The organism is Flagellimonas yonaguniensis, assembly GCF_029193885.1.
Taxonomy (GTDB): Bacteria; Bacteroidota; Bacteroidia; order Flavobacteriales; family Flavobacteriaceae; genus Flagellimonas; species Flagellimonas yonaguniensis.
Genome location: NZ_JARFVB010000007.1, coordinates 18,194 through 43,885, shown reverse-complemented (window position 1 = coordinate 43,885; position 25,692 = coordinate 18,194). Strand labels below are relative to the sequence as shown.

Sequence of the window (25,692 nt, the reverse complement as noted above, 5' to 3'; positions counted from 1 at the left end):
AAAAGAATGAATAAAAGTACGGAAGAACAAAGAACTGGTAAAAAAGAGTTTTTACGATTTATCAACCAATAAAAATCCTATCGGAGAGTTGTAGGTTGAAAGAATTGAACTATATTTGCACCCGCTTAAGAGACAAGCAGTTGATTTCCGATTTCTTGGAAATGACATTTGAAAAATAAAAGAATTAATAACCAGGGTCGGGCACCCTACAAATTAATGTGATATGCCAGTTAAAATTAGACTTCAAAGACACGGTAAAAAAGGTAAACCATTTTATTGGGTGGTTGCCGCAGATTCCAGAGCAAAAAGAGATGGTAAATTTTTGGAAAAATTGGGTACTTATAACCCAAACACCAATCCAGCCACAATCAATCTTGATATTGACGGTTCTGTAAAATGGTTACAGAATGGTGCACAACCAACCGATACAGCTAGAGCAATTCTTTCTTACAAAGGTGTGATGATGAAGCACCACTTGGCAGGCGGTGTCCGTAAAGGGGCATTGACCGAAGAGCAAGCTGAGGAAAAATTCAACGCTTGGTTGGAAGAGAAAGAACAAAAAGTCCAAGCCAAAAGGGATGGTTTGAGCAAAGCAGAAGCAGAAGCTAGAGCAAAAGCATTGGAAGCTGAGAAGGAAGTAAGCGCCAAGAGGGCCGCTGCTGCACTACCTGAAGAGGAAGTAGCTGAGGAGGCTGCCGAAGAAACTGCTGAAGCTGCAACTGAGGACACTACTGCAGAAGCACCAGCCGAAGAGGCTCCTGCTGCTGAAGAAGCTGCCAAAGAAGAAGAATAGAAACGTAGGACGATGCGTAAGGAAGACTGTTTCTACCTGGGCAAAGTCGTTTCAAAATATAGTTTTAAGGGCGAGGTGTTGGTCAAGTTGGACACCGATGAGCCAGATATCTACGAAAATATGGAATCAGTGCTTGTTTCATTCGGAAACAACCTGATTCCATTTTTTATTGATAGGTGCCGATTGCACAAATCTAATCTGCTCCGCATCGATTTTGAAGAGGTAAAGGATGAACCCTCCGCAGATAAACTCATCGGTTCAGAACTTTATTTGCCATTGACCATGTTGCCCCCGCTTAAAGGCAATAAATTCTATTATCATGAAGTCATCGGTTTTACCATTTTGGATGAAGTTCATGGTAATATAGGCATTGTTGAATCCGTAAACGATAGTGCTTCCCAAGATTTGTTCGAAATAAAGAAAGGAGACAAGGAACTGCTGATTCCCATCAGCGATGATATTATTACCAAAGTGGACAGGGAAAACAAAACCATCCACGTAAAGACACCCGAGGGATTGGTGGACCTTTATCTAGGTTAAGACAAAAAAAGGAGGCAAATCAATGCCCCCCTATTCACTTAACAAAACTAGACGAAATTTTATTTTTTCCACTTGCCGCCACCTAGGTAAAATCCTAATGATATGCCTAAGTAGGAGTTTTTGATTTCTGCTCCTTCAATCTCAGATTTTCCGATTAGATTGTAGCTTGCCGCCATCCTAAATTTACCTGCCTCAAAGCCTGCTCGGACCAGTCCTCCAAACTTTCCATCTACTTCTGCTTCTGCATCATCAAAATCTTCGAAGCTAAGATTAGCTAAAGTGCTATATCCAGCTCCAGCTCCAAAAAATGGAGCAAAAGAAGACGACCCATTGTGAAAATAGTAATCAAAAGTTCCTAGATAGGATGCACTTGCTGCTATATCTGCTTCAACGGTCAATCCCGAATCAGTTACGTTTTTAGCCATCGCTGCGGACTCAAAGCGCAAACCAATATTCATATTGTCGGCAATATTGTATTTTGGCTCCACTGCGATGAGAACACCGCCACCCCCATCGGGCATAGTATACCCTAAATCCAATCCAACACGGAATTTACCTTGCTCTTGAGCTTGGGATACTTGAACCACAGCAAGCATAAGTAGGAATGCAAAAAAGATTTTTTTCATAATCATAAGTTTAGATAATTTGGTAATGATTTTATTGGGGCTCTTCCCCGTAAATTGTTGCCGAAATAACCACAATCACTCGAGTAATTACCCTATGAATTCACGAATGCCCTATCTCAGTTAATGAATGCCCTATTTGAATTGATGTCCGTAAATCAAGTACACATCATTAACGTATCTTTGAGGTAATGAAACCTTTCAAATTCAAGGAATTTACCGTTCATCAAGACCAATGTGCCATGAAGGTAGGCACCGATGGTGTTTTATTGGGAGCTTGGGCCTCGTTGGAAAAACAACCCGAATCCATTTTGGATATTGGATCGGGAACGGGACTCATTGCTTTGCAACTCGCTCAACGTTCGTTGGCGGAAACCATTGATGCCATTGAGTTGGATGATGGTGCCCATGAGCAATGTGTTACCAATTTTGAAGCTTCGCCTTGGGCAGACAGACTGTTCTGTTACCATGCGGGGTTTGATGAATTTGTGGATGAAATGGATGATAAGTACGATTTGATTGTTTCCAATCCACCATTCTATGCCGAAGATGTTCCGAGTGGCGATCAATCTAGAGATAAGGCAAGGCAGAGCAGTTCGTTGCCGTTTGATGAATTGGTCCATGGTGTATCCAAGTTTTTGACCAAAAGTGGGAATTTTGCTGTGATCATCCCTTATAAAGAAGAAGCGTACTTTGTTCACCTAGCTAAAAGCGTTGATTTATTCCCCAATCGAATTACGAGGGTCAAGGGAAATCCCAATGCCGATTTTAAAAGGAGTTTGATGGAATTCAGCTTCCATGATAGCGAACCATATATTGATTCATTGGTAATCGAAGAAGGTCGACATCAATACACTAAGGAATACATCAAATTGACCCAAGCATTTTATTTAAAAATGTAACAATACACGAATGAAATGTTATATTTACTTAAAATTAAATATAGATGAAGCCCGACTTATTTGAAGCCCCAGATTACTACAACCTTGATGATTTACTTTCCGAGGAACATAAACTGGTTCGTGATGCTGCCCGCCAATGGGTAAAGCGGGATATATCCCCAATTATTGAGGAATATGCCCAAAAGGCAGAGTTCCCTGAACAGATTATTGGAGGATTGGCCGAAATCGGTGCTTTTGGCCCCTACATTCCCGAAGAATATGGAGGGGCAGGCTTGGATCAAATCAGCTATGGGTTGATCATGCAAGAGATCGAGCGTGGCGATAGTGGCGTTCGCTCTACCGCTTCCGTACAGTCTTCTTTGGTGATGTATCCCATATTTGCTTACGGAACCGAAGAACAGCGCAAAAAATATCTGCCCAAGTTGGCAATGGGGGAGTGGATGGGCTGTTTTGGACTTACAGAACCCAACCATGGCTCCAACCCCGGAGGTATGGAGACCAAGTTCAAGGACGCTGGTGACCATTACATATTGAACGGCGCCAAATTGTGGATTTCCAACTCACCATTTGCAGATGTGGCCGTTGTTTGGGCCAAAAATGAAGAAGGTAGAATCCATGGACTTATCGTGGAACGTGGAATGGAAGGCTTTTCCACTCCAGAGACCCACAATAAATGGTCGTTGAGGGCGTCGGCTACGGGTGAACTTATTTTTGATGATGTAAAAGTGCCCAAAGAAAACCTTTTGCCTGGTAAAAGCGGACTCGGAGCACCACTTGGTTGTTTGGATTCCGCCCGCTACGGTATTGCATGGGGAGCTATTGGAGCCGCCATGGATTGCTATGATACCGCACTTCGTTATGCCAAAGAGCGTGTCCAATTTGGGAAGCCCATTGCCGCATACCAGCTTCAGCAAAAGAAATTGGCCGAAATGATCACGGAAATCACCAAGGCCCAGTTATTGGCTTTTCGTTTGGGACAGTTAAAGAACGAGGGCAAGGCATCAACCGCACAGATTTCCATGGCCAAACGGAACAATGTGGAAATGGCCATCAAAATTGCCCGCGAAGCACGACAAATGTTGGGTGGAATGGGCATCACAGGAGAATACAGCATTATGCGCCACATGATGAATCTCGAAAGTGTGATTACCTACGAAGGCACTCACGATATTCACTTATTGATCACAGGTGCTGATATTACGGGAATCCCTGCGTTCAAATAATCAAGTTCGAGGAATTTTCTCCACGCTTACCTTAATGGATTTGCTAATGGGCGTCTGGCTCTTGTCCGCAAAATGATTGTGGGGCACCAACATATTGGTCTCAGGAAAATATGCGGCCAGGTTTCCCTTTGGTATTTCGTAGGTCACTACCAAGAATTTTTCTGCCATTCTTCGGATACCATCATAATTGCTGTGTAGATTGATGACATCCAGTTGTGACAGTCCTTTTTCAACCATATCCTCTTCATTCATAAAAACCACACGCCGTTCGTTATGGATGCCACGATACCTATCATTCAACCCATAAATGGTGGTGTTGAATTGGTCATGCGAGCGAATGGTCATCAATAATAACTCATCGGGTTCCAATTGATGGTCGGGCAACGAGGTAATGGACAATTGTGCCATTCCGTTGGGAAGCATCCTAAAATCACGATTACGAACATTATTGGGCAGGTAATATCCAAACCCTTTGGATTGTTCGCTGGTATTTTCGAATCCCTTCACTGTTTTGTCTATCAATTTTCGGATGAGGTTGTAATCCTGGCCCAACTCATACCAATTCATGGAGTGGTTGCCTCGAAAATAAGTGTGTGCCAAAAGAGCAATGATTTCAGGTTCACTTTTAATGTGTTCCGAAGCCGGTTGTAATAGGCCTTTGCTCTGTCTAACCTTGCCCGTACTGCTTTCCATGGTCAAAAATTGGAGCTCGCCGTTCTTTTCATCTTTTTCGGAACGCCCGAAAGTGGGTAACAACAATGCAGTTTTGCCCGTTACCAAATGACTTCGATTCAGTTTGGTGCTGATTTGTACGGTCAAATCACAATTTTGAATGGCTTCGGCCGTGTATTGGGTATCTGAGGCAGCCATCAAAAAATTACCGCCCAAACAAACAAAAACCTTGGCTTTTTCCTCGTGCATGGCCTCGATGGCCTCCACCGTATCATACCCTTTTTCGGTGGGAGGGTCAAAATTGAGATGCTTCTGGATATTCTCGTTCAAGGTTTTGTTCACGTAGTGCATGATGCCCACCGAGCGATCTCCCTGTACATTGCTATGGCCCCGCACAGGACAAGTCCCAGCAAAGGGTTTTCCTACGGCTCCCTTGAGCAACAAAATATTCACATATTCCTTGATGCACTCCACTGCATTTTTATGTTGGGTAATTCCCATGGCCCAGCAGATCACAATTTTGGAGTTTTCAGCCAATAATTCCACTACCTTGTCTATTTTTCGCATGTACACCCCACTTCTGCGTTGAAGGCTTTCCATGTCGTAGTGATCAAGGTCTTTCAACAGATCATCATAACCATCGACATATTCCACAATGAATTCATGGTCAAGGACATTGTTGTTTTTGGCATCGAGTGCAACTAGCTTTTTCAAGATCAATTTGGCCAAGGCGATATCCTCATTGATTTTTACCGGTAAATGGATGTCGGCAATCGGTTGTCCGTTCCCCAACATGTCCGAAATACTTTGCGGGTTTTTAAAATTGACCAATCCCGTTTCGGCCAATGGATTTATACTGATGATCTTCCCGCCATTCTTTTTGCATTTTTCCAAGGCCGATAGCATTCTTGGATGATTGGTGCCAGGATTTTGTCCCACCACCAGAATAACTTCCGCTCCATAGAGATCGTCCAGTTTTACGGAACCCTTCCCAATACCCAACGTTTCTGAAAGTGCCACTCCAGATGACTCGTGGCACATATTGGAACAATCGGGCATATTGTTTGTGCCAAAGGCACGGGCGAACATCCCGTAGAGATATGCTGCCTCGTTGCTCGATCGGCCCGAAGTGTAAAAAATAGCCTCGTTCGGGTCTTTTAAATTGTGCAACTTTTCGGAAATCAATTCAAGGGCATCTTGCCATGTTATAGGTTCGTAATGGACACTATTTGGCTGCAGAACCATGGGTTCAACCACACGCCCTAATTTGTTGAGCTCAAAATCACTTAACATGGACAGTTCCTCCACGGAGTGTTCCGCAAAAAAATCGGCATCAACATGTTCTAGAGTGGCTTCATCAGCCAATGCTTTTGCCCCATTTTCGCAGTACTCTGCAATTTTTGATGGATGTTCGGGAACGGGCCAAGCACAACTGGGACATCGAAAACCATCCTCTTGGTTCATTTCCAAAAGAGTTCGCATGGAACGCATAATGCCCATTTCCTTAAAAGTGTGCCGTAATGCTTCCTTTACTCCTAAAAGACCCGCAGAAGTATGCATGGGTTCTTTTAGGCGCAGTCCAGTGAATTTGATGTCCCCGGTAAGGGAAACCTTGCGCTTAATCTCTGTTTCCATGCTCTAATATAGGATTTTGGTGCGGGATAATTATTTTTCCTCACTTTGGGCAATTCCACGCCGAACGGGATTACCTTTGGTTCAAATTTGAATTACAATGGATTTCCTATGTAATTTAGTGAAAATCGAGTATTTTAAAGCATGTTTGCCCTTGTAGATTGCAATAACTTCTATGCCTCGTGTGAGCGGGCCTTTCAACCTCAGTACAATAATGTTCCTATGGGGATCCTGTCCAATAATGATGGTTGTTTTATCTCGCGTAGTGATGAAGCGAAGGTACTTGGGCTGCCCATGGGCGCCCCGGAATTTAAGTATAGGCAATTCTGTAAGGAGAATGGCATCAAGGTATTTTCGTCCAATTACCCTCTGTATGGGGATATGAGTGCCAGAGTGATGAACATTCTCGGTACATTCACTCCGGATATGGAGGTCTACAGTGTGGATGAGGCTTTTTTAAAGTTTGATGGTTTTAAGAATTATGATTTTGATGCTTACGGCAGGGAAATCCAACGGACTGTCCAAAAATGCACTGGCATTCCCATCAGTATAGGAATTGCACCCACAAAGGGATTGGCCAAGGTCGCCAATAAAATCGCCAAAAAGCTGAAATCAAAAACAGGTGGCGTGTATGTGGTTCAATCCGAAGAGAGACGGATAAAAGCATTGAAATGGACAAAAATAGAGAGTGTATGGGGGATAGGACGGGGAAATCTGAAGCGACTTCAGACCAGAAATGTAAAAACAGCCTATGATTTTACCCAATTACAGGATGAATGGGTACGGAAACAAATGGCCATTATCGGTCTTAGGCTAAAAAAAGATTTGGAGGGCAAACCAACATTGGATTTGGATGACGACACCCGCGACAAAAAAGCCATTGCGACCACACGAAGCTTTGAAAGCACCTATTCCGATATGGAAAATATCAAGGAACGGATATCCACCTTTGCGACCAGTTGTGCCGAAAAATTGCGGAACCAAGGAAGCAGTTGCAATTATCTAGTGGTGCTCTTGAGAAGCGACAGACATAAAAAAGATGAGCCACAGGATAGAAGTAGCCTTATTGTTACCTTGCCCTATGCTACGGATTCAAGCTTGACCATAAGCAACTATGCAGTTAAAGCAGCCGTTTCACTTTTTAAACCAGGCATCAAATACAAAAGGGCAGGAGTGATCGTATCGGGACTGGTCCCCACCAATGAACGGCAATTGGACCTGTTCCTGACCGAAAATCCAAAACACCATAAACTTATGCAGGTTATGGACGGAATCAACAACAAGTATGGCACCAACAAAATGAAAATCGCCAATCAAGATTTGGAGAGGACTTGGAAGATGCGCCAAAAACACCTTTCTCCAAGATACACTACGAATATCAATGAAATTATAGTGGTAAAATGACCTCAAGGAAACCTTCAAGCACAGATGCCCTTACTTTTTTCGCACCGGATGAGAACGAAGATGTGACCATTCCCATCTCCAATAACACCGTTTCGGCAGGATTTCCTTCGCCGGCAGACGATTTTAAGGAGAAGCGAATTAGTTTGGACAAAACCTTGGTCAAAAACAAAGAAGCGACTTTCTACGCACGCGTGAGTGGAAAATCTATGATAGATGCTGGGCTTGATGACGGAGACCTCTTGATCATAGACCGTAGTATGGAAGCTGAGCACGGTAAAATAGCCGTTTGTTTTTTGGACGGAGAATTTACAGTAAAGCGGCTGCATATAGAAAAGAACGCCATAACATTGATGCCTGAGAATAAAAGCTACAAACCCATCAAGGTATCCAAGGACACCGATTTATTGATTTGGGGAGTGGTCACCTATGTGATCAAAGCTATATGATTTCTTAATAGTGGAACAATGTCATCTCGAGCGCAGTCGAGAGATTGACCCCGGGTTCAAGATAATGTGGAGAATTATTTTATTAGTGAAAATTAGTGCCATTTCTGTTAAACCTTAGCAATACTTTGAATGTTGGGTATATTCCTTTGGAATGATTTTAGCTTGATTTTTCTTGAAAAGAAGGCAAGTTCAAAAACCTTTGCTATCTTTGTCCCGTTGTGTTGGATTCCAATCGCGATGATTGGAATCGGGTTGAAGCATCAAACCGATGCTCGCCAATGAAAGGCTTTCCTTTTGGAAGGCTTTTTTTGTTTGTGAGACCCAGTTTTGAACTTGTTCAAAATGCCAGGTAGAACAAATTCCGATGAAAAGCGGAATCCTTTCCTAATGAATTACATAGTAGTATTAGTGGAAATCCGTGTCAAACAAGCAATAGCATAACGGCCATAACAGATTCTTCGCTCAGTTCAGAATGACAGTTTGATGGCTGTATTAAGTTTGGGTAATAGTATGTACCACATGATGCACGAGTGAAGCGGCCAATTTTGTCGTTTGCCCGTCAATATCGTACTTGGGATTCATCTCGGCGATGTCCAAGCTGATCAATTTTCCAGAGCCGATAATCGTTTTTAAGCATTCCAAAACCATATACGGGCTAAAGCCCATGGGCGAAGCCGCGCTTACCCCGGGTGCATAGGCAGAGGAGAACCCATCCAGGTCAATGGTCACATAAATGTGGTCCACGTTTTTGGTAAAGGCATTGATCCAAGTCGTGATTTCATTCAACAATGGGACTTGGAAAGTGTCATTCATCACATAAATGACATCAAGGTCCCTTGCGGTTTGAAATAAGTTTCTATCATTGGCATCTTTTCGGATACCGAGACAGAGATAGTTAAAATCGATGCCCTTTTTTTCGCAGTCCTTGGCTATCTGATAAAACGGAGTGCCCGAATTGCTTTGTTCTATGTTTTTCCGCAAATCAAAATGCGCATCAAAATTGATGATGCCGATAGTCTGTCCTGCTTTTTTGGTGTCCAAATATGTTTTGATGCCGTTGTAATGTCCATAGGCCATATCATGTCCGCCACCCAAAACAATTGGGAATTGTTTTCTATCCAAGAGGGTTGTGACTGCTTTGGCAAGCTGATTTTGGGCAGACTCCATATCACTATTGGCGCAGGTAATGGAACCCACATCGTGCAAGAGCACATTGCTTCCCAAATGGTTGGGCATTTTGGCAAAACTGCTTTTAATGGCATCCGGACCCTCAGCAGCTCCAATACGACCTTGGTTACGGTGTACTCCGACGTCACAGGCATAGCCCAAAAGCGCTATGGATTTTTTTTGGGCCTCGGGAAGTTCCTCCAAGGGTGTACAATGCACTTTTTCGTGCAGGTACAGCCACTTATTGGAGATTCGACCTGTCCAAAGGTTCTTTTTAGGGTGTTCGTAGTGTTTCATCACATTAAAAAAGATGGTCCAAAATATCGGGTTCCACTATGTGGGGCAAAGTTACCTTTAAATCTGGAGAGCGCTCCATTTCTCGTTCAATGGCAAAGCGGGCTTCTTTGTTCCTCGCCCAGCTTCTGCGGGAAATACCGTTGTTCACATCAAAGAATAACATCTTTTTCAATCGGTTAGAGGCTTCTTCGGAACCGTCGAGTACCATGCCAAAACCGCCGTTGATCACTTCTCCCCAACCAACGCCGCCACCATTGTGGATGGAGACCCAAGTGGCTCCCCTAAAACTATTACCTATCACATTTTGGATGGCCATATCGGCGGTGAACTTGCTACCGTCGTAAATATTACTGGTCTCCCTAAAGGGAGAATCTGTGCCACTAACATCGTGATGGTCCCTGCCCAATACTACGGGAGCACTGATTTCTCCCTTGGCAATAGCCGTGTTGAAGGCGTCCGCAATCTTGCTACGTCCCTCGGCATCGGCATACAGGATTCGAGCTTGCGAGCCTACCACCAATTTATTTTGTTCCGCTTCCGAAATCCATTTGATGTTATCCTGCATTTGCTGTTGGATTTCTTCAGGAGCTTCGGATTTTATCTTTTTCATCACTTCTAAAGCAATGGCATCCGTTTTTTGAAGGTCTTTAGCATCGCCAGAAGTGCATACCCATCGGAATGGGCCAAATCCATAGTCGAAACACATAGGCCCTAAAATATCCTGTACGTAGGAAGGATATCTGAAATCAATGTTGTTTTCGGCCATCACGTCGCCACCAGCACGGGAAACTTCCAATAAAAAGGCATTTCCATAATCAAAAAAGTAAGTGCCTTTTGCAGTGTGCTTGTTGATGGCATTGATTTGTCTTCGCAGCGATTCCTGTACTTTTTCCTTGAACGCTTCTGGATTTTCCACCATCATGGCATTGGATTCTTCAAAAGAGAGTCCAGCGGGATAGTAACCACCTGCCCAGGGGTTGTGCAATGAGGTTTGGTCGGAACCCAGTTGAACAAAAATGTTGGCTTCGTAAAAACGTTCCCAAACATCCACTACGTTTCCGATATAGGCCAAGGAAACCACTTCCTTGTTTTCAACAGCCTCTTTTGTTCGGACAACCAATAGGTCCAAATCCACCAAAAGTTCATCTACCCAACCTTGGTCGTGACGTTTTTTGGCAGCTTCGGGATTGACTTCCGCACAAATGGTGATGCCTCCCGCGATGTTCCCTGCTTTGGGTTGGGCTCCACTCATGCCACCAAGTCCAGCGGTCAAGAAAATCTTTCCTTTTGGGGATTCGCTTTTCTCTAAAACTTTCCGGAAAGCGTTCATGACTGTGATGGCCGTTCCGTGGACAATTCCCTGAGGACCAATGTACATATAAGAACCTGCTGTCATTTGCCCATATTGTGTCACTCCAAGCGCATTGAAACGTTCCCAATCGTCGGGCTTGGAGTAGTTCGGAATCATCATGCCATTGCTGACCACTACTCTTGGTGCTTCTTTGGATGATGGAAAAAGCCCCATCGGGTGACCTGAATACATGTTCAAGGTCTGTTCCTCGGTCATCTCTGCCAAATATTTCATGGTAAGCAGGTACTGTGCCCAGTTTTGGAAAACTGCTCCATTGCCTCCGTAGGTAATCAATTCCTCAGGGTGTTGTGCCACTGCAGGGTCCAAATTATTCTGGATCATGAGCATAATGGCTGCTGCCTGATGCGTTTTGGCAGGATATTCCGAAATCGGTCGGGCATACATTTTATAATCGGGCTTGAACCTATGCATGTAGACTCGGCCATAGGTTTTTAGTTCCTCTGCAAATTCGGATGCGAGTTCCTTGTGCCAAGCCTCTGGAAAATACCGTAGCGCATTTTGTACGGCCAGTTTTTTCTCTTCTTTGGAAAGGATATCTTTTCGTTTTGGAGCTGGGTTCCCATTTTTGGGATAGGCCTTTTTTGAAGGAAGCTGTTCGGGTATGCCTTGTAATATTTGTTGCTGAAATTCGGTCATGATGCAATGTTTTAGTGGATAGGTGTTCCATTTTTCCAAACAGCACTGGGCTTTAATTGTCCTTGGCGATAGGTGATTTCTTGATAATTATCTGTTGGGAAAACCACAAAATCTGCCACTGCACCGGCTTCCAGTTTTCCTCGGTCGGCCAATCGTAAAGCAGCTGCGGCCCTATAAGTGATGCCGGCCAAAACTTCGGTGTTGGACAATTTTTCAAAGGTTCCCAAAATACTGGCTTGTGTCAATAGGTCGCCCATGGGAGCAGACCCTGGATTATGGTCACTTGCAATAGAAAGAGCACCGCCTGCATCCAAAATTTTACGGGCAGGGGTGTAGTCGCATCCCAAACCGAGAGATGCTCCGGGCAATGCCGTTGCAATGGTATTGCTCTTGGCCAGTAATTGAATCTCTTTTTCGGTACTGGCTTCTAGATGGTCGGCACTTACAGCATCAAAATCCACGGCAACTTGACTGCCCCCTGTGGTAAATTGGTCAGCATGTACCGTGATATCAAATCCCATTTCTTTCGCTTTTTGGAAATAAGGTTTGATTTCCTCTGGAGAAAAAGCACTTTCCTCTACAAAGGCGTCCACACGATTTGCCAAGTTTTCTTTTTTAATGATTGGGAACAATTCCTTTATGATTACATCTAGATAATCCTTGTCCTGATTCCAATCTTTGGGCTTCATGTGGGCTGCCAAACAGGTCGGAACTAAAGTCGCATTTGAAGTTTCATTGGCCTTTTTGATGGCGCGTAGCATTTTCAGTTCCTCATTCACGGAAAGACCGTAACCGCTTTTCACTTCGATGGTGGTGACGCCATTTTTTAAATGTTTTTGGCTTCTGTAAACGATTCCTTCAACCAATTTGTCTTGTGAAGCTTTTCGTGTTTGGGTTACGGTGTCCCAGATGCCACCACCTGCTTTGGCAATCTCCAAATAGGTTTTCCCCGCATTTCGGTAGGCATAATCGCGTGCTCGGGTACCGCCAAAACAGATATGGGTATGGGAATCCACAAAGCCAGGAAGGCAAACTTGTTTTCCTTCGATATAGTGGATGTCGACGTCACTGGATTTCAATGCGTCAAAAACCCCAACTTTGAGAATTTTTCCATCGGAAACCAAGATGCCCCCATTTTCGATAATGGGCAATTGCTCATCTTTTAAAGCTCCCTTTAAAGGGAGTCTCGTCATGGGAAGCAATTGGGCAAAGGGTCCTATTAATAGTGGTCTGTTCATGTTAATATGTTTCAAATTCTTCAAGATGTGGGGTGTTCCACTTTAGTTGTTTTTCATCCATCACACGGTCTACCAAATCAATGATTTCTCGATTTTGAATGATTTCGATTCCTTTTTCAATATCATCTGCAAAAACACGGTCGTTTTCGGCAAAGGCGACTTTGGTTCGAAGGAATGTATGGATTTCATCCAATACTATACCTGATTTTAATGGCTTTCTGTACTCAAATGCCTGTGCTGAGGTCAATAACTCAATAGCCAGGATTTTCTCTACATTCTCAATAATATTGAGTGCTTTTCTACCGCTAATAGATCCCATGCTCACATGGTCTTCCTGCCCCAATGAGGTGGGGATGCTATCGGCACTGGCAGGGAAACACAGACTTTTGTTCTCGCTGGCCAATGCCGCGGAAGTGTACTGTAAAATCATGTAACCGGAATTGATGCCCGTATCGTTCATCAGCAATTTTGGAACACCTGGACTGTTGCCTTCTAGGGCCAAATAGATGCGTCGGTCGGAGATATTTCCGATTTCCGAAGCGGCCAGAGCGGCATAATCCAAGGCCATGGCCAAGGGTTGGCCGTGGAAATTTCCACCGCTGATGGTCAATTCATCATTAATGATGACAGGGTTATCGGTAACCGAATTGAGCTCGATTTCCAAGAGTTCCTTTAAGTGTAGCCAAGCATTTCGTGAAGCACCATGCACCTGTGGCATGCAACGAAGGGAGTAAGGGTCCTGAACCCGTTCGCAGTCAATATGGTCTTCCAAAATCTCGGAACCTTGGAGCAATGTTCGGATTCTGCCTGCTACATGTTGGTTGCCTTTGAAAGGTCGCAATTCATGTAGTTCCTCAAAAAAGGGCTTCATGGAACCTTGTAATCCTTCGAGCATCATGGCACCAATAATATCTGCATGGCGTAAGCAATACTGCAATTTGTGAACAACCATTACCCCATGGGCGGCAATAAATTGGGTGCCGTTGATCAATGCAAGCCCTTCCTTTGGACCTAATTCAAGCGGTTTTAACCCTGTTTGTTTAAAAAGTTCTTGTGTTGGAATGGTCTTTCCGTGGTATTCCACCTTGCCCAGACCGATTAAGGGCAAAAATAAATGGGATAGCGGTGCCAAATCCCCAGAAGCCCCAACTGAACCTTGGGAGGGAACCACGGGAATGGCATCGTTGTCCAAATGCCAAAGCATGCGTTGCAGGGTGGTTTCGGCAATTCCGGAATATCCTTTCGCCAAGGCATGGATTTTCAGGATCAACATAATTTTTGCCAACTCTGCGGAGATGGGGTGGCCCACTCCCACACTATGGCTTTGCAATATGTTGGATTGAAGTATTTTGGTGTCCTCCTTGGAAATTTTGGTGTTGCACAAAGGTCCAAACCCCGTATTGATGCCGTACACCGTATCACCTTTTTCCACGATACGCTGAACGCGTTGGTAACTTGCATTTACATTTTTTAGGCATTTATCGGAGAAAATACCTTTTATGGCACCATGGGCCATGCCCAAAGCTATGCTTGCGGTCAAATGGTCTTCGCCAAATAGAAATGTTCGGTCTATCGCCATGTGTTTTTTTCTTTTGAATAAAATTACCATTTAGGTTTAATAATTACCAATACTTATTTTTGTAACAATCAATAAGTATGAATTATCAAATAGAACTGCGACACTTCATTTATTTTTTGGCCGTGGCAGAAGAACTTCATTATAGGAAAGCAGCTGAGAAGTTGTTTATTTCCCAGCCAGGTTTGAGCACGCAAATCAAACAAATGGAGGAGATACTGGGCACTCAACTTTTTGTGAGGGACAAAAAAAAGGTAAGCCTGACCCCTGCTGGTGAATTTTTGAAAAAGGAGGTGGAATTTATCTTGAATCATCTGGAACAGACCAAAAAACAGGTCAAACTTATCGGAGAGGGACAATTAGGGGAGGTGCGCATCGGCTTTTTGGGTTCGGCCATGCAAAATGTGGTTCCCAATTTGTTGTTGGGGCTGAAAGAAAAGTACCCTACCGTCCATACTACTCTGGAGGAACTATCCAACCGTGCACAGATCAATGCAATACTGGCCGACCGATTGGATTTGGGCTTTGTGCGATTGTCCCGAGTGCCCAAAGGCTTGGATGTGAAACCTGTTTTTGAGGATACCTTTTCGTTGGTGTTGCCGGAGGATCATCCTTTGGACGAGAAGTACTTCAAGAATATCAGTCAAGTTGCAGATGAGGATTTCATTCTTTTTTCCCAAGATTATAGTCCCATGTACTATGATACAGTGCTGAGTATTTGTGAGGATAGTGGGTTTGTGCCCAATGTTTCGCATAAATCGGTACATGCACAGACCATTTTTAAATTGGTGGAGAATAAATTGGGTATTGCCATCGTGCCGACCACGCTTCAATACGGGTTTCAGATGAAGGTAAAATTCATCGAAATGAAAAATATAAAACAGCGAGCGGTTTTGAGTATGGTCTGGAAAACGGACAACCGGAATCCTGCCCTTCAAAAATGTATGGACCTTCTTATGAAATTATGATAGCAACATTTTGCAGCGTAACTTTGGAATTCAACTTAATACAGCATTATGATTTTCGATTTGATCAAGGAAAGAAGAAGTATTTTTCCGCCCCAATTTACGGATAAGCCCATTTCAAAAGAGACCCTGGAAAAAATTTTAGAAGCCGCAAATTGGGCCCCAACTCATAAGAAAACGGAACCATGGCGGTTCAAAGTGCTTATGGGAGATAAGAAACAGGAATTAGGTGCTTTTTTATCCAACAAATACCAAGAAGTGGACCCCAAGCCAAAGCAAATAAAAATCAAAAAGTTACAGTTCAACCCTTCCAATTCGGCCGCAGTTATTGCTATTTGCATGCAACGTGATCCAAAGGAAAGCCTACCCGAATGGGAAGAGATTGCTTCTGTGGCCATGGCGGTGCAAAATATGTGGTTGTGTTGTACCGAATTGGGTATTGGAACTTATTGGGCCTCTCCCGGGCTTATAAAATTCATGAATGAATTTTTTGACCTGAACGAAGGTGAAAAATGCCTAGGATTTTTGTTTATGGGATATTATGATGGTAATGTGGAACCATCTGACAGAACCCCTATTTCTGAAAAAGTGGTGTGGCTGGACTAACTGAACGTGAACAGTTCGCCTGCGTACTTAATGGTAATATAAACGTAAAAAACGGCGTATAATGCAGTTACGACAAACTTCATAAAAGTACCCGTCAAAAAGCCTAAAAACGAACCAAAAGCCGCCTTCATGGCGGTTTCTTTATTGGCCTTGTTCAATAATTCGCCGACCAAGGCCCCAACAAAGGGCCAAATAATAATGCCCAATGGCCCGAATATGGGAACAAATATGGCGACCAACAATCCTATGATGGTACCCCACATACCAGCTTTGCTACCGCCGAAACGTTTGGTGCCCATGGCAGGAATCACATAATCCAAGATGGTTATGGCTATGGCTATCACAAAAGTAATTCCAAGTACCCACCAATTATCTGGGACAGCTTTGGTTAAATAAAGCAACAGCAATCCGACCCAACTTATGGGCGGACCGGGCAAAACGGGTAAAAAGCTGCCCAATATCCCGACCAGCATCAAAATAAACCCGATAATGAGCAATGCAATGTCCATGGTTGTGTTTTACTGTTAGACAAATGTAACCGACAATTGTTACAAACAAAATCAAAATAAAACCCTGATGTTAATTTTTTCGTGGGTAAATTTGAAACTGCTTATCAAAAAGCCGTGAAACCAAAAAAAACACATACAAAATCAAAGTTCATCCGAATGGGATGCGCTGCGATGTGTCTGTTCTATTTACTCGGACTTTTTAATGGACTGGTGTTGGAGACCCTTCACGAGGTGTCTCACGTTTTGGCTCCCAAGACACACCATCATAATTTTGCATCGGATCACGAAGCCATTGATTATTCATCGCTAGAGGCCATGGTGGGCCATTCACACGAAGCTTTGGAAGCCTTAAAGGATTTATTGGAGGCCAGCCAGACGGATGAACAAGAATCCAAGGATGATTTTACCCTTAAATTGGATAAACATTTTGTTAAAGAAATCCGTATTGCATCAGAAATTAAAACGCTGCCAATCGGTAACGGAAATTGGGTTTATCAATGTATGACTTCTTTTTGGTCGCAAAGCGTTACCACGCCACCTCCCCAACATAGTTGAATTAAGCTGAACTAATTTTTCAAATGAGTTTTGAATTCGTCACCTTGAACTTGTTTCAGGGTCACATGAATATCAGAATATTTGTTGTGGGATGCTGAAACGAGTTCAGCATGCCCCTTCTTCAGTTTTTTGATGAATTAGAGAGATAATTTTACACAAATCAAATTAAAAGACAACGACATGAAATATTTTATGGCGGCACTGTCCATGTTGTTCATGGGCACTATCGCTGCACAAAACATAAAGGGGAAGCTGGTGGATGTAACTGGTTCCCCGATAGAGGATGCTGGAATTTTCAACAAGACCAGCGGCCAACATAGCCACACCGATGGTACTGGGCATTTTGTTCTTGGCAGGACTTCGGCAAACGATACTGTTTATTTTTCAAAACTCGGTTATGCCACTCAAACGAAAGTGGTGAGCCAATCAGATTTGCAAGACCCGATTACCATTGTCCTTGAAGAGAGCTCTATTTCTTTAGATCAAGTGGTTTTGGTATCCGAAGTGGATGCCTTGAGCAGAGTGGTGGATGTTGATGTGAAAACGAATCCTGTAAAATCCTCACAGGAAATTTTAAGAAAGGTCCCTGGCCTGATCATTGGCCAACACGCTGGTGGGGGAAAGGCCGAGCAGATATTCTTGCGAGGTTTTGATGTGGATCATGGAACCGATGTGGCCATCAATGTGGACGGTATGCCCGTAAACATGGTGTCCCATGCCCACGGACAGGGGTACGCGGACCTTCACTTTGTGATTCCGGAGACCATAGAAAATGTAAACTTTGGAAAAGGACCCTATTACGCTGATCAAGGGAACTTTAATACCGCCGGTTATGTGAACTTAAAGCTGAGAAAAAGCCTGGACAAAAGTATGTTGTCCACCGAAGTGGGGCAGTTTGGCGCACGTAGGTTTATGGGAATGTTCAATGTGATGGACAATCAAAACAGCAATGCCTACTTGGCTTCCGAACTGTATTTGACGGATGGTCCGTTTGATTCGCCTCAGAATTTTAATAGAATCAACATTTTGGGACGATATAGATATGCGCTGCCAGGAGATCAGGAGTTGTTGTTGACGGCTTCGCACTTTTCCAGTAAGTGGGATGCATCGGGCCAAATACCGCAACGTGCCGTGGATCAGGGATTGATTGGCCGTTTTGGAGCCATTGATGATACCGAGGGCGGACAAACGAGCAGGACCAATTTTGTATTGAACCATAACAAGAATCTTGGAACAGGCAAATCGCTCAACACCATGGCATTTGTGTCCCATTACGATTTTGAGCTTTATTCCAACTTTACCTTTTTCTTGGACGACCCTGTGAACGGTGACCAGATCAAGCAGTTTGAAGACCGATTAATGGCGGGTGCCAAGATGGTTTTTCAGAACAATTCGGCCAATTTGGGCGAAACGGGATTCAAGTACCATGCAGGAATCGGTTTTAGATACGATAATGTGGACGACAACCAATTGTCGCATACCTTGAACCGTCAAGAATTGTTGAATCGTTTGGCCTATGGCGATGTCGATGAGGTAAATGGTTACGCTTTTGCCGGAGCAGAGTTCAAATCGGGCAAATTTACGTTTGAACCCGCCCTGCGGTTGGATTACTTCAGTTTCGATTACATCAATAAGATGAACGAACTGTACGATAGCCGTAGTGAAGAAAAAGTGGCTTTTAGCCCTAAATTCAACACCATTTTTAGTTTAAACGAGAACACTCAGTTATTCTTGAAGACAGGTATTGGCTTTCACTCCAATGATACCCGAGTGGTCGTGGCAAACGAAGGTGAAGAGATTCTACCTGCCGCCTACGGGGTGGATTTGGGAACCATTATAAAACCAGCGGATAAATTGGTCTTGAACGCTACATTGTGGACCTTGTTCTTGGATCAAGAGTTTGTGTACGTAGGTGACGCAGGTATTGTGGAACCTAGCGGAAAAACCAGAAGAATGGGGCTCGAAGTAGGGGCAAGATACCAGCCCATGGATTGGCTTTACCTTTATACCGATGCCAACTACACCCATGCCCGTAGCACTGAAGAGGCAGATGGGGAAGATTACATACCCTTGGCACCCGATTTCACGATGGTCGGTGGTCTTACCATGGGAGGTGATCAAGGCTTTTCAGGAGGATTGAACTACAGGTATATCGATGATAGACCTGCCAATGAGGACAACTCCATAGTGGCCGAAGGCTATTTTGTGACCGATGCCACACTCAATTATAGTGTGAACAATTGGACTTTTGGATTGATTGTGGAAAACCTGTTCGACACTGAATGGAACGAAACACAATTCGCTACGGAGAGCCGTTTGTTCAATGAACCGAACTCTTTTGAAGAGATTCATTTTACCCCGGGCTCACCTTTTTATTTACGAGGAAAGGTTACCGTAACTTTCTAAATAATTATCCGCCAGTATACTACGCTGGCGGATTTTTAATCCATTTTTTAACTAAAAAATTAGTTTAAACTAAATATTTAGTTATATTTGATGCGTTAACCATTAACAATACCAATTTTGATTCATCGAAATAAAGTATTCTATCTCATTATTATGGTTTTGATTTTTCTAGGCTGTTGCGAGCAGGAAGACAGAAAAATTAAAAACCTGACCACATTTTCCAAATTGTACGGTTATGTCAAATACTTTCATCCTAGCGATGAGGCCCATGAAATGGATTGGGACAAGTTCGCTATGTACGGGGCAGGTAAGGTGGTAGATTGTAAAACGGATGATGAGTTGGTTTTGACATTAAAGGAGTTGTTTGAGCCCATTGCGCCGACAGTTAGGATTTATGGTGAAAAGGACAAGCAAAAAGATTTTGACAATGCTGTTTTGACACCCAAAAATGATTCAGGGAATTACGATTTGATCTATTGGCAGCATAAGGGGTTGGGCTATGGAATGGCCAATAAAAGAGGGATATACAAAAGTGTTAGGGTAAATAGGTCAGAGAAAATCGATGTTTCTGCTCAAATGGGCAATCTGATAAATGCTCTGGATGGAAAAAAATATCAGAATAAGAAGATTAAATATTCAGCTTGGGTAAAGCTGTCAAAAGACTCTGAGGGAACGGGACATCTTTGGATCAGGGAAGACAAAACGGATGGTGGTATGGGTTTTTTTCAAAATATGATGGAGGAACCTATTTTGCCAAAAGATGGGTGGCAACAATATGAGCTGAGTGGTGAAGCGAGCTCTATAACGGACAAGATATTTTTCGGTTTTTTTCTCAACGGAAAAGGAAGAATGTGGGTCGATGATGTAAAGCTTTCTTATGAAGATAATGGGGAATGGATCGATATTCCTTTTGAAAATTCGGATTTTGAAGAACAGGGGGACGAGGACGGAGTTGCCAAATGGAAAGCTGTTGGGAAAGGGTATCGATTTGACATGGATAAAGATGACCATGTGCAAGGAGAACAATCCTTGGAGGTTACTTATTACGGAAAATTCGAAAATACCACTGGCGATAAACTATTTGACTATGACCGAAATATTGGAGCAGTATATAAAGATGAACTTGCCCCCAATATTTTTTGCCGGATACCTTTGGCATTGTACGCAAATGAAAAAGGAACCTTTCCAGTTTCAAACAGTGAAGATTTAAGAGTCTTACGGAAAAGCATTTCGGACTTAGAACTAAGCCCAGACGATTTGGCTTTCAGACTGGGCAACATCATAAATGTCTATAATGTATTCCAACACTTCTATCCTTATTATGATGTGGTGGGAACCAACTGGAACCAAGACCTAAATTCCGCACTGAACCGTTCATATCAAGATTCAACTTTGCAAGACCATTTGGTGACACTTCAAAAGTTTACGGCGAAATTAAAAGATGGCCATGTGCGAGTGAGCGCGTCCAACAACCAAAAATATTCGCCTCCCATTTCATGGGAATGGATTGGTGATAAATTGGTGGTAACGGAGGTTTATGCTACCGTGCCCTTAAAGGTTGGAGATGTTATCACACATATAAATGGGCTTTCGAGTAAAACATATTTTGATGAAGTGGAGTCGAGAATATCGGCAGGTACAAAAGGATGGCTAGATTATCGTGCCAAGACAGAAAGTTTAAAAGGTGTAAAAGATTCCGAACTCGTAGTCAAGGTAAACAATAAGGAAGTTACGCTTGTTAGAGACCATGATTTACGATCAAAGGGAACTAAAGGAAAAATTAAGGACAGATACAAAATTTACGACGATGGTGTAGTTTACATAAATCTCGATGTCATCGAAATGGATACCATTAACCAATTAATGCCCCAACTGGAAAATAGTAAGGCCATTATTTGTGATTTAAGAGGCTATCCCAAAGGCAATCACGATTTCATTTCACACTTGTTGAAATCCAAGGACACTACCATGGGTTGGATGAGTGTGCCAAGAATTGTAGCACCTAATCGAGAGAATTTAGATGAATTTGAGCAATTTCAATGGAACATGCCCACCATGGAACCTTATTTGGGAGACAAGAATGTAATTTTTATTACAGACGGAAGGGCCATCAGTTATGCAGAAAGCTATATGGGCTATATCGAGGGATATGACCTAGCCACGATAATAGGACAGCCCACCGCAGGTACCAACGGAAATATAAACTACTTTGACCTGCCCGGCAAAATAAGGATTGTATGGACAGGGATGAAAGTAGTAAAGCACGATGGAACCCAACACCATGCCATTGGTGTTCTCCCAGATATTTATTTAACCAAAACCATTGAAGGGGTCAAGCAAGGAAAGGATGAATTCTTGGAGAAAGCTCTAAAATTGGCAAGAAACAACTAAATCAGAATTAAAATGAAACAGTTGACAAAAGCAGAAGAAGAAGTAATGCAGCTCCTCTGGAAAATTGAGAAAGGGAATGTCGCCGCCATTTTGGAAGAATTGCCAGAGCCCAAACCAGCCTATAATACCGTATCCACCATTGTCAGGATTTTGGAGGACAAAGGTTTTGTTTCACACGAAAAAGTGGGCAAGGGACATGTGTACTTTCCTTTGATGAAGAAGGAAGAGTACAGCAACCAAAGGTTGAATACGTTAATGGATGGTTATTTCCAAGGATCGTTTAGCAGTATGGTATCCTTTTTTATGAAGAAAAACGATATCAGCTTGAAGGAACTCGAAGAGATTATGAAGAACATTAAGGATAAAGAGCAATGATTACTTACATATTGGAAGCCCTGGCTTTTCAGCTCGTCTTTTTATTGGCTTACGACCTTTTTCTAAAGAAAGAGACCTTTTTTCAATGGAACCGTGCATATCTGCTGGGTACGTTTGCACTTTCTCTTGTCTTACCTTGGGTAAAGATTCAAGCCCTACAGACCGCTATGCCACAGGAGCTGGAGACCACAACGGTATTTCTTGCACAATTGAATGGAGTGGTCCTTGGACCAGGCGTAGAGGAGACCAGTTTTTTGGAGCGTATTTCCTGGCCGTATTTGGTTTTGGGAACGGGAAGTATTTTGGCCACCATTTGGTTCGCTTACAAGTTGATTCAGATAAGCAGACTCCGTTACAGAAGTGTTGTGGAGGATTATCAAGACTTCACGAAAGTCACAGTGCCCAAAAGCACCTCTGCCTTCTCCTTTTTCCGAAACATTTTTATGGGGGAGGAAATCAAAAAGGACAAGGAAGCCAACATCTTGGCTCACGAATTGGTTCATGTGAAGCAATGGCACACCTTGGACCTGCTCTTTTTTGAGTTGGCACGAATCGTTTTCTGGTTCAATCCATTGGTGTATATCTACCAAAACAGGCTTGCAGAGCTCCATGAGTTCATTGCTGATGAAAAAGCCGTCAAACAAAACAAGGAAGCACATTTTGAAATGCTATTGTCCGAAGCGTTCCATACGCAGAACATCAGTTTTGTCAATCAATTTTTTACTAAATCACTAATCAAAAAACGAATAGTCATGTTACAAAAAAAGAAATCGAACGCCGTATGGCAGTTAAAGTATGTATTGTTGTTGCCCCTTGTATTGGGGATGTTGGTCTACACCTCGTGCGAGAATGAAAAGGTATCGGACACCGAGGATCTCAGCACAGTTGCGTTGGAAGAAATGGTAATTGTGGGATATGAAGGTTCAACTGAAAAAATCACATTGCAGGTAGAAAACTTGGACGCACTGACAGACGTTGAGGAAGAAAAAAGAGATCAACTTTTGGAAGAGTTGGCCATGAACAAAGAAACCAAGTTGTTCGAAATAGTGGATAGGGAACAGCGTGCCATCAAGATTGAATTGAAGGATGGCGTTGTTAAAACCATAAAAGTTGATAAGATATCCAAAGATGCATCTCAATCGGTCACGGACAATGGAACCCCTTTTGGAATGATAGATGAAGCGCCTGTTTTCCCTGGATGTGAAGGTGCGGAAGATAGCAAAGCATGTTTCCTTGAGAAAATCAAAGAGCACATCAGAAAGCATTTCAGATATCCTGAAGAAGCACAAGAACAAGGTATACAGGGTAGGGTTTCAATGATTTTCACTATAGATACGGATGGTAACATTACCAATATCAGAAAACGTGGCCCCCATGAACTTTTAGAAGAAGAAGCAGTAAGGATCATTAAGAAAGTCCCTCAGATGTCCAGCCCCGGAATGATGGATGGTAAAGCCGTGGATGTGCCATTTTCCATACCGATAACCTTTAAATTGGAAGGAACGGAAGAGGACAAAGATCAAGCACAAGAAACTGGAAAGTCAGTTCCCTTTGCCACCATTGATGAAGTCCCTGTATTTCCCGGTTGCGAGGATGCATCAGATAAGCGAGCTTGCTTCCGAGAGAAAATCCAAGCCCATATCCGCAAGAATTTCAGATATCCATCAGAAGCGCAGGAGCAAGGCATTCAAGGTAGGGTTAGTGTGATTTTTGTGGTTGGAACAGATGGTGCAATATCTCAAATAAGGAAAAGAGGGCCCCATGAACTATTGGAAAACGAAGCGGTACGGATTATAGAACGCTTGCCCAAAATGCAACCTGGGAAACATGAAGGTAAAGAGGTTGAAGTGCCATTTGCCATTCCGATAACTTTTAGGTTGCAAACCCAACCCGAAGGCTCTACAGTAAATGGTTCCAAAGATTATTTATTAGTGGATGGAATGAAGATTAAAAAGCAGGGGAAGACTTTTTTTGAGGGTGTTGTGACTGACAAAGAATCTCTGGGGCTATCTGGAGTTGTGGTTTCCATTGAAGGAAAAGAATCTGGGGTAATGTCAAATTTTAACGGATATTTTCTGATTGAGGTCGCAGATAATGATGTATTGAAATTCCAATACAATGGCCTTCCCGACAAACGGGTGGAAGTATCCAATTACTAATCAAAAGAACTAAATCCTAGCCATTGATACGTACAACAAAATACATCTACATTACATTTTTGATTTTGTTTTTTTCCAAAGCCGGTGCACAAACATCGGCTTTGGCCGTTGCCGATAGTTTATATGCTCTGGGCAATTACACCTCGGCCATTAATGCGTATGCAAAGGTTGGGGACAAAAAATCAAATCTTCAGATAGCACGGGCCTACAATACCATCGGAAATTACGATAAGGCCATTGCCCAATACACGGCTGTTTTGGACAACAACCCAGAGTTTGACCTTGCACGGTTCGAACTGGGTAAGTTATTGTTGAAAACCAAAAAAAGTGAGCCAGCATTGGAAGTATTCAATGCTTTGACTTCTTCAAAAAAGGAAAACCCAGAGTATTTCTATTATTTGGGCCGTACCTATGAGTCAGTGAACCAAACTGACAAGGCCAACAGGGCTTTCAAGACCGCAGTGGAAAAAGATAGCACCCATTTACGGAGTTTATATGCCTTGGGGAAATATTATGTAGGCCAGGAAATAAAGGATTCCGCCTTGGTTTATATTGATATGGGGCTTCGGTTTTACGAGAACGATGTGGCCATGATCAATTTAAAGGCCCTGGCTTTTTTTAATAATGGTCAGTTTAAACAAACCATTCCCCATTTTGAGCGATTATTGGAATTGGGGGAGGAAAAGCCTTTTGTTTACGAGAAACTCGCCTTTTGCTATTTTCGAAACTGGGAGCCTGAAAAGGCGTTGGAGGCTTATCGAAAATTGAGTGGCTTCCCGGATAAATTGGCTGCCGCCTATAGGGGTTTGGGGGAGGTATATTTTGATGAAAAAGAGCTGGACAGTGCACAATACTACATCGAAAAATCCATTGAGGAGCGAATGGCCACATTTCCACAGGAATATGCAGATCTTGGCCGCATAGCCCGACTCAAGGGACAGACCAAAAAATCCATGGATTACTATGTAAAAGCATGGGAGGAAAACAAGGAAAACTATTACAACTACTATCAAGTCTGTGTTTTGGCCGATGAATATTACAAGGACCCAGAAACCCGCTTAAACTATTATGAAAAACTGCTCGAAATGTATCCTGATATAGTTCCTTGGCTCAAGGAGCGGGTCAGAAACCGCATCAGTGAGATAAAGGAGGAAATCCATTTTGCCAGTAACTGATTTCTTCAAAATGTCGTAATTTCAGCCAAA

General features: G+C 43.0%; 21 protein-coding genes. 14 read left to right on the top strand and 7 right to left on the bottom strand.

From position 1 onward, the window contains the following. The first annotated feature begins 223 nt into the window (after positions 1-223). Positions 224-793, top strand: coding sequence for a 30S ribosomal protein S16 (locus PY092_RS12310; protein WP_275616109.1), 570 nt, complete (start codon positions 224-226; stop codon positions 791-793). A 12-nt stretch (positions 794-805) separates the two neighbouring features. Continuing rightward, the gene (gene rimM / locus PY092_RS12305; RefSeq protein ID WP_275616108.1) at positions 806-1,333 is read left to right on the top strand and encodes a ribosome maturation factor RimM; all 528 of its coding nucleotides are present in this window, start codon (positions 806-808) and stop codon (positions 1,331-1,333) included. 59 nt (positions 1,334-1,392) lie between these two features. Here the strand turns inward: rimM and PY092_RS12300 are convergent, their stop codons facing one another. Next, the gene (locus PY092_RS12300) at positions 1,393-1,959 is read right to left on the bottom strand and encodes an outer membrane beta-barrel protein (RefSeq protein WP_275616107.1); all 567 of its coding nucleotides are present in this window, start codon (positions 1,957-1,959) and stop codon (positions 1,393-1,395) included. A 188-nt stretch (positions 1,960-2,147) separates the two neighbouring features. On the opposite strand from PY092_RS12300, the gene PY092_RS12295 reads away from it, so the two are divergent. After that, the gene (locus tag PY092_RS12295; RefSeq protein WP_275616106.1) at positions 2,148-2,858 is read left to right on the top strand and encodes a tRNA1(Val) (adenine(37)-N6)-methyltransferase; all 711 of its coding nucleotides are present in this window, start codon (positions 2,148-2,150) and stop codon (positions 2,856-2,858) included. Positions 2,859-2,902: 44 nt separating this feature from the next. Beyond that, a complete protein-coding gene (locus tag PY092_RS12290; protein ID WP_275616105.1) occupies positions 2,903-4,081 on the top strand; it encodes an acyl-CoA dehydrogenase family protein in 1,179 nt (392 codons plus the stop codon). Here the strand turns inward: PY092_RS12290 and PY092_RS12285 are convergent, their stop codons facing one another. Further along, positions 4,082-6,388: an FdhF/YdeP family oxidoreductase gene (locus tag PY092_RS12285; RefSeq protein WP_275616104.1), complete on the bottom strand. Its 2,307-nt coding sequence runs from the start codon at positions 6,386-6,388 to the stop codon at positions 4,082-4,084. It abuts the gene before it with no gap. Positions 6,389-6,529: 141 nt separating this feature from the next. Between PY092_RS12285 and PY092_RS12280 the strand changes: the two genes are divergently transcribed. Next, positions 6,530-7,789 carry a Y-family DNA polymerase gene (locus PY092_RS12280; protein ID WP_275616103.1) on the top strand — a complete coding sequence of 420 codons (1,260 nt, stop codon included), beginning with the start codon at positions 6,530-6,532 and terminating at the stop codon, positions 7,787-7,789. Continuing rightward, positions 7,786-8,235: a LexA family protein gene (locus PY092_RS12275; RefSeq protein ID WP_275616102.1), complete on the top strand. Its 450-nt coding sequence runs from the start codon at positions 7,786-7,788 to the stop codon at positions 8,233-8,235. Before PY092_RS12280 ends, PY092_RS12275 begins: the two co-directional genes overlap by 4 nt. 492 nt (positions 8,236-8,727) lie before the next feature. On the opposite strand, the gene hutG is transcribed toward PY092_RS12275, so the two are convergent. The 4 genes from hutG to hutH are packed head-to-tail and all read right to left on the bottom strand — an operon-like array spanning position 8,728 to position 14,524. Beyond that, positions 8,728-9,699, bottom strand: coding sequence for a formimidoylglutamase (gene hutG / locus PY092_RS12270; protein WP_275616101.1), 972 nt, complete (start codon positions 9,697-9,699; stop codon positions 8,728-8,730). A gap of 4 nt (positions 9,700-9,703) precedes the next feature. Next, positions 9,704-11,707 carry a urocanate hydratase gene (locus PY092_RS12265; protein ID WP_275616100.1) on the bottom strand — a complete coding sequence of 668 codons (2,004 nt, stop codon included), beginning with the start codon at positions 11,705-11,707 and terminating at the stop codon, positions 9,704-9,706. Positions 11,708-11,718: 11 nt separating this feature from the next. After that, complete coding sequence (gene hutI / locus PY092_RS12260) at positions 11,719-12,945, bottom strand: imidazolonepropionase (RefSeq protein WP_275616099.1); 1,227 nt, start codon at positions 12,943-12,945, stop codon at positions 11,719-11,721. Position 12,946: 1 nt separating this feature from the next. After that, on the bottom strand, positions 12,947-14,524 hold the full coding sequence (gene hutH / locus PY092_RS12255) for a histidine ammonia-lyase (RefSeq protein WP_275616098.1): 1,578 nt from the start codon (positions 14,522-14,524) through the stop codon (positions 12,947-12,949). 77 nt (positions 14,525-14,601) lie between these two features. Between hutH and PY092_RS12250 the strand changes: the two genes are divergently transcribed. Both PY092_RS12250 and PY092_RS12245 read left to right on the top strand, forming a co-directional pair. Beyond that, positions 14,602-15,489, top strand: a complete 888-nt coding sequence (locus PY092_RS12250) for a LysR family transcriptional regulator (protein ID WP_275616097.1) — start codon at positions 14,602-14,604, stop codon at positions 15,487-15,489. 48 nt (positions 15,490-15,537) lie between these two features. Continuing rightward, positions 15,538-16,092 carry a nitroreductase family protein gene (locus PY092_RS12245; RefSeq protein ID WP_275616096.1) on the top strand — a complete coding sequence of 185 codons (555 nt, stop codon included), beginning with the start codon at positions 15,538-15,540 and terminating at the stop codon, positions 16,090-16,092. Here the strand turns inward: PY092_RS12245 and PY092_RS12240 are convergent. Next, complete coding sequence (locus PY092_RS12240; protein ID WP_275616095.1) at positions 16,089-16,601, bottom strand: DUF456 domain-containing protein; 513 nt, start codon at positions 16,599-16,601, stop codon at positions 16,089-16,091. The two genes, PY092_RS12245 and PY092_RS12240, sit on opposite strands and share 4 nt — an antisense overlap. A gap of 114 nt (positions 16,602-16,715) precedes the next feature. On the opposite strand from PY092_RS12240, the gene PY092_RS12235 reads away from it, so the two are divergent. From PY092_RS12235 to PY092_RS12210, 6 genes are all read left to right on the top strand, one after another. Then, positions 16,716-17,156 carry a hypothetical protein gene (locus PY092_RS12235; RefSeq protein ID WP_275616094.1) on the top strand — a complete coding sequence of 147 codons (441 nt, stop codon included), beginning with the start codon at positions 16,716-16,718 and terminating at the stop codon, positions 17,154-17,156. A 180-nt stretch (positions 17,157-17,336) separates the two neighbouring features. Continuing rightward, a complete protein-coding gene (locus PY092_RS12230; RefSeq protein WP_275616093.1) occupies positions 17,337-19,562 on the top strand; it encodes a TonB-dependent receptor in 2,226 nt (741 codons plus the stop codon). A gap of 153 nt (positions 19,563-19,715) precedes the next feature. After that, a complete protein-coding gene (locus PY092_RS12225) occupies positions 19,716-21,953 on the top strand; it encodes a S41 family peptidase (protein WP_275616092.1) in 2,238 nt (745 codons plus the stop codon). A 12-nt stretch (positions 21,954-21,965) separates the two neighbouring features. Then, complete coding sequence (locus PY092_RS12220) at positions 21,966-22,328, top strand: BlaI/MecI/CopY family transcriptional regulator (RefSeq protein WP_275616091.1); 363 nt, start codon at positions 21,966-21,968, stop codon at positions 22,326-22,328. Beyond that, on the top strand, positions 22,325-24,487 hold the full coding sequence (locus tag PY092_RS12215; protein ID WP_275616090.1) for a TonB family protein: 2,163 nt from the start codon (positions 22,325-22,327) through the stop codon (positions 24,485-24,487). Before PY092_RS12220 ends, PY092_RS12215 begins: the two co-directional genes overlap by 4 nt. A gap of 23 nt (positions 24,488-24,510) precedes the next feature. Then, entirely contained in the window at positions 24,511-25,662 is a 1,152-nt protein-coding gene (locus PY092_RS12210; RefSeq protein ID WP_275616089.1) for a tetratricopeptide repeat protein, read from the top strand. Positions 25,663-25,692: the final 30 nt, after the last annotated feature.

Coding starts and splice junctions, on each gene's coding strand:
- PY092_RS12310 (WP_275616109.1), top strand. CDS start 224: ATGCCAGTTAAAATTAGACTTCAAAGACACGGTAAAAAAGGTAAACCA.
- rimM (WP_275616108.1), top strand. CDS start 806: ATGCGTAAGGAAGACTGTTTCTACCTGGGCAAAGTCGTTTCAAAATAT.
- PY092_RS12300 (WP_275616107.1), bottom strand. CDS start 1,959: ATGAAAAAAATCTTTTTTGCATTCCTACTTATGCTTGCTGTGGTTCAA.
- PY092_RS12295 (WP_275616106.1), top strand. CDS start 2,148: ATGAAACCTTTCAAATTCAAGGAATTTACCGTTCATCAAGACCAATGT.
- PY092_RS12290 (WP_275616105.1), top strand. CDS start 2,903: ATGAAGCCCGACTTATTTGAAGCCCCAGATTACTACAACCTTGATGAT.
- PY092_RS12285 (WP_275616104.1), bottom strand. CDS start 6,388: ATGGAAACAGAGATTAAGCGCAAGGTTTCCCTTACCGGGGACATCAAA.
- PY092_RS12280 (WP_275616103.1), top strand. CDS start 6,530: ATGTTTGCCCTTGTAGATTGCAATAACTTCTATGCCTCGTGTGAGCGG.
- PY092_RS12275 (WP_275616102.1), top strand. CDS start 7,786: ATGACCTCAAGGAAACCTTCAAGCACAGATGCCCTTACTTTTTTCGCA.
- hutG (WP_275616101.1), bottom strand. CDS start 9,699: ATGAAACACTACGAACACCCTAAAAAGAACCTTTGGACAGGTCGAATC.
- PY092_RS12265 (WP_275616100.1), bottom strand. CDS start 11,707: ATGACCGAATTTCAGCAACAAATATTACAAGGCATACCCGAACAGCTT.
- hutI (WP_275616099.1), bottom strand. CDS start 12,945: ATGAACAGACCACTATTAATAGGACCCTTTGCCCAATTGCTTCCCATG.
- hutH (WP_275616098.1), bottom strand. CDS start 14,524: ATGGCGATAGACCGAACATTTCTATTTGGCGAAGACCATTTGACCGCA.
- PY092_RS12250 (WP_275616097.1), top strand. CDS start 14,602: ATGAATTATCAAATAGAACTGCGACACTTCATTTATTTTTTGGCCGTG.
- PY092_RS12245 (WP_275616096.1), top strand. CDS start 15,538: ATGATTTTCGATTTGATCAAGGAAAGAAGAAGTATTTTTCCGCCCCAA.
- PY092_RS12240 (WP_275616095.1), bottom strand. CDS start 16,601: ATGGACATTGCATTGCTCATTATCGGGTTTATTTTGATGCTGGTCGGG.
- PY092_RS12230 (WP_275616093.1), top strand. CDS start 17,337: ATGAAATATTTTATGGCGGCACTGTCCATGTTGTTCATGGGCACTATC.
- PY092_RS12225 (WP_275616092.1), top strand. CDS start 19,716: ATGGTTTTGATTTTTCTAGGCTGTTGCGAGCAGGAAGACAGAAAAATT.
- PY092_RS12220 (WP_275616091.1), top strand. CDS start 21,966: ATGAAACAGTTGACAAAAGCAGAAGAAGAAGTAATGCAGCTCCTCTGG.
- PY092_RS12215 (WP_275616090.1), top strand. CDS start 22,325: ATGATTACTTACATATTGGAAGCCCTGGCTTTTCAGCTCGTCTTTTTA.